10 protein-coding genes and 1 pseudogene are annotated in these 11,066 nt (G+C 42.1%); 7 read left to right on the top strand and 4 right to left on the bottom strand.

What is annotated here, in order from left to right; all coding sequences use genetic code 11:
• Positions 1-252, top strand: a pseudogene (locus tag VB732_RS29415) (hypothetical protein); the annotation flags it as partial.
• A gap of 377 nt (positions 253-629) precedes the next feature.
• On the opposite strand, the gene VB732_RS29410 reads toward VB732_RS29415, so the two are convergent.
• Entirely contained in the window at positions 630-1,067 is a 438-nt protein-coding gene (locus VB732_RS29410) for a putative quinol monooxygenase (protein WP_323234404.1), read from the bottom strand.
• 47 nt (positions 1,068-1,114) lie between these two features.
• Here VB732_RS29410 and VB732_RS29405 point away from each other — a divergent pair, with 47 nt between their 5' ends.
• Positions 1,115-1,276: a hypothetical protein gene (locus tag VB732_RS29405; RefSeq protein WP_323234403.1), complete on the top strand. Its 162-nt coding sequence runs from the start codon at positions 1,115-1,117 to the stop codon at positions 1,274-1,276.
• 214 nt (positions 1,277-1,490) lie between these two features.
• Here VB732_RS29405 and mobF read toward each other — a convergent pair whose 3' ends face one another.
• Together mobF and VB732_RS29395 are read right to left on the bottom strand one after the other, a co-directional pair.
• Positions 1,491-5,951 (bottom strand): MobF family relaxase, encoded by a 4,461-nt coding sequence (gene mobF, locus VB732_RS29400; RefSeq protein ID WP_323234402.1) that lies wholly within the window; start codon positions 5,949-5,951, stop codon positions 1,491-1,493.
• The gene (locus VB732_RS29395; protein WP_323234401.1) at positions 5,945-6,334 is read right to left on the bottom strand and encodes a hypothetical protein; all 390 of its coding nucleotides are present in this window, start codon (positions 6,332-6,334) and stop codon (positions 5,945-5,947) included. The genes mobF and VB732_RS29395 overlap by 7 nt, the downstream gene beginning before the upstream one ends.
• Before the next feature lie 480 nt (positions 6,335-6,814).
• Between VB732_RS29395 and VB732_RS29390 the strand changes: the two genes are divergently transcribed.
• The 4 genes from VB732_RS29390 (at position 6,815) to VB732_RS29375 (ending at position 9,610) form a co-directional block, all read left to right on the top strand.
• Positions 6,815-7,921, top strand: a complete 1,107-nt coding sequence (locus VB732_RS29390) for a ParM/StbA family protein (RefSeq protein ID WP_323234400.1) — start codon at positions 6,815-6,817, stop codon at positions 7,919-7,921.
• Positions 7,914-8,360 (top strand): hypothetical protein, encoded by a 447-nt coding sequence (locus tag VB732_RS29385; protein WP_323234399.1) that lies wholly within the window; start codon positions 7,914-7,916, stop codon positions 8,358-8,360. Before VB732_RS29390 ends, VB732_RS29385 begins: the two co-directional genes overlap by 8 nt.
• Before the next feature lie 12 nt (positions 8,361-8,372).
• Complete coding sequence (locus VB732_RS29380) at positions 8,373-9,200, top strand: hypothetical protein (protein ID WP_323234398.1); 828 nt, start codon at positions 8,373-8,375, stop codon at positions 9,198-9,200.
• 80 nt (positions 9,201-9,280) lie between these two features.
• Positions 9,281-9,610: a hypothetical protein gene (locus tag VB732_RS29375; protein ID WP_323234397.1), complete on the top strand. Its 330-nt coding sequence runs from the start codon at positions 9,281-9,283 to the stop codon at positions 9,608-9,610.
• 179 nt (positions 9,611-9,789) lie between these two features.
• On the opposite strand, the gene VB732_RS29370 is transcribed toward VB732_RS29375, so the two are convergent.
• On the bottom strand, positions 9,790-10,542 hold the full coding sequence (locus VB732_RS29370) for an antirestriction protein ArdA (protein ID WP_323234396.1): 753 nt from the start codon (positions 10,540-10,542) through the stop codon (positions 9,790-9,792).
• Between the two features lie 306 nt (positions 10,543-10,848).
• Here VB732_RS29370 and VB732_RS29365 point away from each other — a divergent pair, with 306 nt between their 5' ends.
• Entirely contained in the window at positions 10,849-11,046 is a 198-nt protein-coding gene (locus VB732_RS29365) for a hypothetical protein (protein ID WP_323234395.1), read from the top strand.
• Positions 11,047-11,066 lie beyond the last annotated feature (20 nt).

The following is an 11,066-nucleotide window of genomic DNA, read 5'->3' as shown; positions in this document are numbered from 1 at the left end:
ATGCTGCGTCTTTTTGGTGATCAGCATTCTGATGGTTCACGCAGTTATGAGAGTAAGAATTACAACTTTTACCAAAATGGAGATAGTATTACTGTTACAGCTAAAGATGGTCGGGCTGTGATGGTTGACGGTGATTTGACTGCTAATGCTACAGAGAATGATGTTGAATCGTTAGAGGAAGTAGGAGAGGTAGTTTCTGATTATTTAAAACATACTAATACTCAATCACAGTCAACAAAATTGAGAAGGTAATAGGTTTTATCTGACTTGTGCAGGTATAAAACTCAGATAATGAACTACCTCTGGCTGTGCGAAAGTTTGAGCCAGGGGTAGTTCATAGTAAATTTTGGTCAATTCCTTGTTGTATCAGTAAACGGTTAACCATTTTGATGAAAGCAATGCTTTTCGATATAGTTTAACCGCCTGTGTTTGATTAGTTTCACAGATCATTTGTCCCCATTGATTTAAGGGTAAGGGGTCAAATGAGCATCCGTGCAGAAACTTACGCTTTGGCTGTAACCCTTACTGGATATGCATTCTGCAATTCAATATTTTTCGCAATTCTCGATGTACCAAATAACCTATATATCTTTTTAAATCTTCTGTTGTGAATTGTTTATTTTCTAAACTCATGATTTACTTTTTTCCATCTTCCTGAATATTTTAGTCATCGTCTTTGCGTCCATCGTTTCCATATCAACCAGCTTCAGCAATTTGACCATTTTCAGCGTCGTAGTTTTATATCGCTGGAAATGCGGGGTTTTGAGATGCGATTCGTATGCTTCGCGGCTAGCGTAGATTTCCAGAATCCTGACCTCGGTCGGATTTTCCTTTTGATACATCGGGAAAATCGAGATAACGCCTGGTTCCAATCTGACCGACGCTTCAGATTCTTCTTTCAGGATGGCTTTATACTCTTCAAGATAGTTGGAATCTATTTCGATTTCCGAGATACGCACGATCATTTCTTTTTGTTGGGCAGAAGCCGCGTTGTAACTGACAAACATAATTATCAAGATTAAAAAAAGGACTAATAGTTTTTGAAAACCGACGACAACTTTATTCATATTCTTTGGTTTAACATTAGATTTATTTTCGACAAATAATTCACCAAATGCCTGCTGGGGCTGGAATTTTCTCAGAGATAGGGGAGAAAGTAGCGAAGCTGCTAGGAGCCGCCATGCAACGCCTGAAAACCCTACCCAGAGAGAGTTTCAAAAAATTTTCTCAACTTTTACCCGAAAATGAGATTTTGACCAATTGGATGCACACTTAAAGCTGTACCATTTAAACCTCACTGATTTTTACAGCCTGAAACCCTTATGACTACGTTACTAAATGCAGTACCAAATAGCCTATAGGTTAATTGGTACATCGAGAATTGTGAAAAATATCGATTTGCAGAATGCTTACCCAGTAAGGATTACAGTCTTAGCGTAACTTTCTGTACGATTGCTCATTTAGCCCCGGTAACTCAGGTTGCACATAATTCACCTTCTCAAACCTCGACGCGGTTGTGGTGATGGCTGCTGAGAAATAGACAACTTGGCTTGACTTTGCTGTTGTTTAAGTTCTATCTCATCCAAAATACTCGTTAGTCGTGACTGTAATTGAGGAGAGTTTAGTATTTCAGCCATAGTCTTCATTTCAATAGTTTGCTGTTGGTTCTCCCAGGAGTGATGATTTTCTACCTGGGTTTCGTATTCCTGAAGTTTGGACTGAAGCTGCTGCTGATACGTGACTAATTCTTTGATAGTTCCAATAGTTTGTAATTGCTGCTCTAGTCTCAAGTTATACTTATTACTCAACTTATGAAGCGGAAAATGCTCCATTGCTCTGATAGTTTTCTCTTGGATAGCGTGTTCTAACCACAAACTATCAATTTGTGGCCCAAGCTGAGTAATTTCGTTTTCAATAGCCTGTTTATCAACAGGTGCTGGTACTTGAGCAACTGGCTGGGCAAAATATTCCTTGACCGCTTGTTCTAAGTACAATAGTTCTCGGTCAGTCAGTGCATCGATGGCTTTCTTAAATGCCTTGTGAGTAACTTGACCTGAAAAACGTTGTTGAAGCCGTTGTTTGCGCTCTTGGTCACTCAACTTTTTGGGTGGTGCTGGTGCAGTATGTCGTTGTTTATTGTTGTTATCTCGCCATGCCTTGAGAGTTGACGCTTCGTAAAACGCCTTTTCGTATGCTAGTGGCCCCTGAGCCACTATTAAATCGTCAACGCCTTTATCTGGCCCCGGCAACGTCACCACATTAATTTTAGCTCCCCGTTCCTCCAGCAGCCCCCCAGTGCGTGAGATAGCAATCTCTATATTTCGCTGAGTGTCCGGGCGTGTCTCGTAATCAAAGCAGAAAGTTATCTGCCGTTCTGGAGTGGCGAAAACAGCTAATTCATCCATCAGCCGAGCTTTGGTCTGCTCCCCAAACTCATCTTTACTGCGATAACCAGCATAGATTCCTGGTAGCCCGATCGCTGCATGACCCTGGCTCAACAAACTGGCTGCTTTCTTTGCTCCTTCAGTAATTGTGACTGGTAAGTTGTGCTTCCAAACGCAATACCAAAATCCACTTTGGCGATCGCAATCGGTTGGTTGTACCCCAGCTTTTTCATAGATACGCCCAGCAATATCATCAGGTACATCGAGCAAGAAAATACTGAGTTCAGTTTGTGGTGGATGTTCATATTTGATGAATTTGCCGGGTTTATCAGCTTTTTCTCTGGGGTTATCGGGTTTGTAGCATCCCCATATCTTTCTATCAGGTTTATCCCCTGATTGGAGATTGGCGAAGGAGTCGGGATTAACGCCAGCATCACACCACCAGCCGCCTGATTCAATATGAGCATATTTACTTATGATCCCTGAAGACAGCCTACCAGTGTTAGTGCGTGGCAGTTTATCACTGTACATGAGGTATTCCCAAGCTTCATGCTCCCAATCAAGAGTTTGATGCAAGCTAGTGAAATTAAGGCTGGCAATTTCGGGGTGGATGGCGCTACCTTGTATTAATTCTTGCCAGTGTTGAGAATCAAGTTTTTCTGGGGCTTCACTAATATTACTAGGAGTCCAAAATGCTACTGTTGGCTGTGCTGTTTTTGGAACTGGTTTTCTAATAAATGGTTTGGGAGTAGGAACAACAGTTTTTGGTGCTTCCGGCGGTAGAGTTTTAAAAACAAGAGGCAGAGGGGAAGAACTTGGCAGAGGTCTAGGGCAGGGGGGCAGAGGGGAGGACTCAGTATAAGATTGCTCCTTTGCTCCCCCGCTCCTCCGCTCCCTTGCCTCCACCTCTTTGCTCCTCTGCCCCTCCGCTTCTTTACTTTCCTGCTCTGTAGTGGATGTTTTAGCTACAATCGGAGCAGTTACAACCATTTCTTTCTCTAATTTTGATTGGTGCTGCTTCTCTAACTCTTTCTGTCGCAGTAGCACCAGTGCATTTTCTTTAGCCCTACTCGACTGCGCCAAGGCTAGTAAATTGTCTTTATCTTCCGTGTAGAGTTTCAATTCATACCTAGCACGGCTGACCGCAACGTAAAAGCTTTCTTGTCCAATGGTGTTGTCAGCAGCAATCAATACTTGGTCAGCCGTCTTTCCCTGACTACTATATGTAGTGCTGACGATCGCATAATCTAGGTGTTGTGCTTGTTGCAGGTTAATAAATTCAGTTTGACCACTTTCTAAATACTGGATTTGCGCGTTGTAACCTGCAATGGCTTTAACTACAAACTCTTGACCATTGCGCCGTCCTAATTGTCGGTCGTTTTTCGTCCAGCGTAGGCGATCGCCCTCGGCAAGTTCAATCTGTTGACGTTGGTAAACTGCCTTTTTAAATCCCGTGTCTACTTGAAAATGCTTACCATCACTAGCTTTGAGTGTTAGTTGGTCACTGTCCTTATCCACCACTTCATAAAGCTTGCCCTTGGACAGCCCCCGGCGCTTGTAATTGCGGGTGGGCATGACCATATCACCCAGTTCAAAGTTGTGGGTGTAGCGCATTTGTACTGAAGTTAAGTCTTTGGCTTGCAGTTGGGTGATGGCGATCGCAGTTCCTAAACTACCCTCAGCCTTTAAATGCCCCCGAATGGCTTGAGTGATTGCCAAACGCTCAAAATTTGTTCCAGCCAGTACCAGGGTTCGCGCTCGTTGTTCTGGTGTGGCTGTTACATAGTCGTGGGCAATCGCCTCAATTTTGGATTCTGCTTTTACACTCTGGATGCAACCGTTTTCATCGAGGCGTGAAAATCCCTCCTCAATACGGCCAGAAGCAATCAGGTCTACTGCCAGTTTCAGCTTTGGCGCACGTTGCCTCAAAGATTCGTTTAAGTGGCTAGTTTTGATTCCCGCCTGTTGTAGGGATTTGAAGGGGTTGCCTGCTTCTACAGCTGATAACTGTTTTGTGTCTCCCACTAACAACACTCTGGCTTGCTCAAGGGTTGCCCGTTCTAGAAGATCAAGGGCATCTTTAGCACTGAGTAACCCTGCTTCGTCCACAATCCAAATTTGATTAGGTTCAATTTCTTGGGGTGATTCAGAGACCAATAATCTAGCAACAGTCTCAGCTTGGATATCCAACTCTTGGCCCAGGACTTTAGCAGCCATCGAACTAGGAGCAAAGCCTTTGATGGTGTAGCCAGAGGCGGCAGCGATCGCTTTGAATTCCTTGAGGGCGAAAGTTTTACCAGCGCCAGCTACCCCCTGCCATGCCATAAATTGGTCTGTTGTGGTTACTGCTGTCAGTACCGCTCGACGTTGATCCAGGTTTAAAGCTGTTTTCTCCAGGTGGCTTTCAACTACTTCTGGGTGAGCAAGTGGGCTAACTTTACCCATCCCAGACTGCATCAATTTAATGGTTGTTAGTTCTCGGTTAACTGCTGCCAGGGTGGTAAAGTCGCGGTTTTCTTGAGACAGGCTGAGTAATTCCGGGTTAGCTTTAACTAGCGGTTCAATCTGATTAACTTCCGTGGCTAGCCCTTGGTTTAGGATGAATTTTTCTAAATCTTCTTGGGTGAAAGCGACATTTCTTTCCGAGCAGTGAGCGATTGCATCTTCCAGATTTTTATAGCTCACTAACCGGGGGTTTAGTTCCGGCTGTGCCTCAAGAGGCTGTACAAACTTGATCCCCAGTGCTGCCGCTTCCTCTCTCCATTTGGCTTTTAACTCCACAGGATTAATTTTCTGCTTCAAGTTACGGGTGGCAGTCCAAGCTGCTTCGCGCTCTGTCCAAGTTGAGTTTTCGCCTGCTGCACTTAATATTTGCTGTCGTCGTTTAGAAAACTCCTTTAAATCCTCTTCCTGAAAACCTTTAATCTCAAACTGCCCATGATTCCTAGCTTCCACCTCATACCCTAATTTTTGTACCTCCACTGCTAGGTAGTTCTGGTACACCATGCCCAGAAATTTCTTATTTTTGAAAATCTCATCGTTCAGGAGACTATACCATTCCTCATTGTCTAGCTGCGTCATGTTCATAACCAGGGCATGAGTATGCAGATGCGGGTCTAGTTCCCTGGTTTCAATGTGGTCAAACTCCGCGACTACTAAATTTCCTGTTCTGGTAGTTTCCCGTCTTGTGTCTGTTGTTACCCTGGTGTAGCTATAGCGTTCTTCTATCAGTTCTAAGGTTTTTTGCACCGCGAACTGATGGGCAGTAATTAGCCTTTCATCACCACCCACTAACGCTTGTAGACTGACACTCTTTGGTGCAGAGAAAGTAAAGTCAGTTGCCGCCCGTCGTTGTGATGAGTTTAACTTTCTGGCGCACAGGTTTTGACTTCCATCAGGCGATCGCCCATTAACGATGTTAGAAAAAGTTTCTTGGTGATCAACTGCTCCTGATAGTCCCAATTTTTTCGCACCTTTCCCAGACCAGCGTGAAGTACCCTCCTGGTAATACCCTTCCATGAAGTAATGTACTGCTTGCTGTGGTTCTGAGTTCTTGCCTGTTAACACTGAACACTCCTTTCATAGAATGTCAGGTTTAGTGCTTGAAACAGTTCGGGTACTTGATCGGGACTGCTAATTATAAATTCAAGTCCTATATCCACATAATTGTTGAGTTCGCTTATTACCTTCTCAAAGTGCTTACCATCAACGCACCAAACTTTGAAAGAGATATAACAATTAGGTTTTAGCTCATAAAAGAATTTTTCATTCTTTGGCAGTTCTTGAAATATTCCCACTGCCTCTGCATGGTATTTACAAAAATTAAAACCTACCCAATTGACTTTTTTGAAAGAAGCTACCCGAATCACTACACCAGAAGAATATTGTCTTTTGGGTGATGGTTGACTACTCCAGTAATGGCTATTCTCCCAAAAACACATCGACATCATTTGATGCGCTTGGGTCTTTATAAGCGTTGAACTTACTTTTTGTAGTGTTGGGTAATTCAAAACTTAATATTTGTTAATACAGTTTTTCTGCCTAATCAAATTTTAAATCCAACTCGATTTTTCTGCACAAACTTTTTGGCGTACTGTGCGAAAATTTTTTGGAGGGAGTCCAGAGGGAGAAATCCCTTTGGTAAACTGGGTTTTCAAAGGCAAAATCCTTATATTTACCTGACCTCTACCTTGTAAATACCTTAGTAATGCCATTGATTTACCTTATTTTTTCCTGAATAGCGAAAATTTTCCGAAATTCCTATATTTTACGGAAATCTGATGGAATAATTCCTTGTATTTGCCATTGAAATGCCATTGATTTACCATTGAAATTCCTTATATTTACCTTTTTGTAAAATTCCTTAATTTTGCCTTTTTTTTGGCAGTTTGTTGTTTAATAATTAAAGGGTTTCAGCCAAGCAAATAGCGATGGCAGATTTAACAATTGCATTTGATCCAGGTTCATCCCTGAGCAAGATTTTCTATACTCTCAAATCCTTCCACCCGAAACTACTACTGATGGAACCGGAAGTTGCCCAAGTTCCTAAAGCCAGTCTTGTAGCTTACGAGTCAAGCTGTGTTGGTAGTCCGGCTGCTGAAAATTCTGCTTGGGTTGAGTACAAAGGACAATATCGGGCTGTTGGTTTCCTCGCCCAAGACCGATTCTATGCAGATTTAAAACTTTCTGAACCAAAGTTTGAACTCGCTCTTTACAAGACTTTGGCTCTTGTAGGCGCTCTTGCACAAAAAAACTCTCTTTCTAATGGCGCAACTATCCGTTTGGGGGTGCTGTTGCCTTACGGTGAGTACGAAGACCGCAAATTATTTGAACAATTAGTGACTGAAGCTCTGGCTGGTTTTCGGTTTCGCGGTGTGGAACGCTCGTTTGAGTTGGAAAGTTTTTTCTGTCGTCCAGAAGGTTTTGGTTTAATTTCGCGGGGACGCGCTCCCGGTTCCAGTCTCAAAGAACGTAAAATCGCGGTGGTGATGATTGGTTATCGCAATATCTCTTTGCTGATTATGGACAGAGGTATGATTTCTCAAGGCATTACTGAAGATTTAGGATTTAACAAGTTAGTTGGCTGTGTGCAACGTTTGGTATCTGGACAGAAGCCTCTGAAGTTAGCGGCAGCTATTTCTAAGGCTGGTTCTAAAATCAGCACTAAGGCTTTAGCTCACTTAGTCCGGGTTCAAGACCCTGGTTTACGAGATACAGAACTTTCTCAAATTAGGTCAGCAGTTGCTACTGCACGAGAGGAATACTGGATTAGTCTTTTTAGTTGGTTACGTAGTCGCATCCCCTCTGATGTCGACGAGATGATATTTGCTGGTGGTACAGCCCACTATTTATCTCGTGAGTTAAATAGTCTGTTGCCGCACACTGAGAAAATCTGGTGTAACGAACTGGAAGCACAAATCAACCGTAACTTTTTAGCTGATGTGTCCCGTAATGGATTGGAATTTCGGCTGACAGATAATTACGGACTTTTTTATTACCTGTGTGGAACTTCTGAAAGGATGACGACTCATGCCTGAACAAGTCGATTTTCGCTTTCAAATTAGTGTCAATTCTCCTTATATCACGCTGATTAAATATCTCAGTCCCAAGAATAAGTTTCTTGAGTTCCCGCGCCAAAATATGATTACCTGGGCGCTGGCGGCTTTTTGGTATCCTTTAGCTTGCAAGTGGTCTGGGGGATTCAGTGATGCTGACTTGAAGCTGAAAGCCAGAACTGCAATCTATCAATTGCAACAACAAATTATTTATTTAGCCCAAGCTTTTGGTTTGGAAAATGAGTTAGGGAATCAGGGGATGCTGGGCAATTCAACTCAATCAGATGCTGACCTTGATCCCAATTTTGATGTTTCTACACCAAAATCTGTACCTACTCACCTTAAAAGTGATGGTGAGCAAAATTTGACATCAGTAATGAGCCTTGAAAATGACGAGCTACTAGAAGAAGCATTCAAGTAGGAATTAACAATCATGCCATACACTAAAGAAGCTCTACAAAATCTTTATTCGCTCTCTGTGGAAGATGTGAATGCGACTCTCAGCGCCTGTGGGTTGTCTACCGATTGTAATGAATATGCAGATGAAGAGATCCAATCTGGTTTTGATACTGTCCGTCAATACTTTACAAGTGAACGTGTCTCTGACTACCAACAAGCTACGGATTTATTTCAACAAGAATTAGAAGTTAAGGAGCAACCAGAAACTAGCCCAAAACCTAGAGGGAAAAAATCTAAAAATGAGAAGAATGAACCTGCTGCTGAACCTCTAGATATCTCTGCATTGTTGTCTAGAGCTAAGGAGCGAGTAGGTGCTAAAATTTCGCTGGGTGAATCTATCTCAATTTTGCAAGCTTGTGGACTCCAAGACCAGGATGAATATAACCAAGCTGAGTGCGATCGCTTCTTTGAGGCTTGCGATTTAATCAAAAATCAACGCAAATCCTTTGAGGAGGTTGCACAATATTTCGGGCTGAATAACTCGACACCAGATGTAGATACAGATGAACTTCTGCAACAGCTTGGAGATACTACGGCTTTATTGGGTGAGGAGGAGCGAGAGTTAATTAGAGAAATGGTGCGACAGAAGGCCAAGGGTGATATGGCTGGGTTGCCCAAGTTGTATTTGCAGTCTTTATTAGAGGAGATGAAATCACCTGCTTTTCAACAGGAATGGCAGCAACTACGAGAGGCGTTTAGAGCTAAGGTTATGGGAAAAAAGCCGATTTCCCCAGTATTCCAGCCGCAGCCGCCTTTAATGAGCTTGCCGCCGACATTGGAGAATGGGTCAAGATCCGAATAGATGAGGAAAAGCATACTATTGAGGTCAAAGCGCACAAAATTATTGAGGAAAAAGCCAAGCTTCGGGCAACCCAAATAGCTTTGAACAAACTCAATGAATCTCAGCAATGGATTGAGGCCCAACAGAAGCAAGCGAAACTACGTAGTCAGCGATCGCAGCAATTCAAAGTCAATTTGATTTACTTTGCACGCTGGATTGGCTCTGGGTGGTCAGGATGGTCACTTTATCTAATTACGCTTGGAATTTTTACATCCTTAGCTTTTACTTTTGGTGTGAATTTTCCAGCTTTTGTAGCCTGCCCTAACACTAAAAGTTATTGCTATCTGTTGCGCTGGGATAAATCCAAGATAGTTATCCCTAGTGATTACATCAAACAGTCATCTCAAAATGATTCCAAGCGTAAACGTTAGTTAGTCGGACTGGTTTAAATATTGACAAATGAATTTTATGAAAATTCATTTGTCAACTGGTCAACTGAAGTTGAAATTCGGAGGTCGGAATTAGGAAATACTTTTACTTCCGACTTCCGAATTGTTTTAGTCATTTTTTAAAAGTGCAAGGGTAGTTATTAGCTACCCCATTGATTTTATTAGTGACGGCTGAAAACGTAGACTTTGTTGTAACTTTCATCTACTGAATAGTATGAATCAATAAACCAATCACGGGCTATTGCTTCAAAATTAAGGTAGAAGCTAGGAATACCCATGTCTTCTAAGTTTTTAATCAATCCCTGTTGTTCGAGTTGGTCATAAACAAAATCCTCTTCACTTTCGTATTCACCCCAGTAATTTTCTTGAAAACCTTCTACACTAGCCTCACTACTGTCATATTCATAATAAGCGGCGTAGGCTGCACCATGCTCTGATAATATTTGAGCAAGTTCGGCTAATTTTTCTATGCTTTCGTATTCATCAATGTGAATACCATGCCAGTTTTGAAAATCATGGATTGCCCACTCTTCACAGGCTTCATAATTACAGCAAGGCGACCAAGATAACATCCATTCAATATCTTCTTGAATTTCATCTGCATCTTGTGTACAGTCAATCCACATTCCGTGTAATTTTCCATTGTTGTATGCAGATAAACAAGCTACATAAATCTGTGGTGCATCATCATCTTGACATTCGCGCTCATGTTTAGGGAAGGGGAGCAAACAGCTTGCACCTTCAACTATTGGTAAGGCAACACCAGTTAAACTAATTGCTAAATCTACTGCCCGTTGTTCTTTAATAGGACAGTTTAAAATATTACCTTCGAGGCGGCAGTTGTAGACTTGTTGAGCAACTAATTGGGCATCTACTTCTGAGTGAAATATTAGAGTGTTAGAAAACAAATTCATGTGTTAGAATCCTTCTAGTATTAGAACTCAGAAAAAGCACCTTTAGATTGGTCGTCGGGGGTGCTTTTTCTGTTGTTGATGTAAGAGTTTTGGACTTGGCGCTACATCTGAAATTTCACGCTTCGGTTCGGTTCCGTTACCGGGAGTCTTTTTGGCGCTCCGTTCCTATCTCTTACTCTTTTATTATCCCACATATATGTGGGCTAGTAAAGGTTTTCAGCCGTTTTTAATGATAAAAATATCTAATATATTGCCACATATATGTGGGTTTTGCTATTATAGCTGTAGAGAGAAAGGATAATCACTATGGCAAGAAACGATATTGCTACTCGCTTTAAATCAAAAGGAGTAGGTGTTAAATGTGATACAAAACCTATATCTGTGATGCTCCCAGAAGATTTAGATGCCTACGTGCGAAACAAGCCCAATCGTTCCGAGTGGTTGCGGCAGGTTATTGCTGAGGCTATGGCTAAGGAACAAGCTGAAGCTTCCCAGGAAGATTGATTGTGAATTTTGCTCAAGCG

The sequence above is a fragment of the Nostoc sp. UHCC 0252 genome, from assembly GCF_034931145.1.
GTDB lineage: Bacteria > Cyanobacteriota > Cyanobacteriia > Cyanobacteriales > Nostocaceae > Nostoc.
The sequence above is the reverse complement of the archived record's forward strand: the minus strand, read 5'-3'. Positions and strand labels throughout refer to the sequence as shown.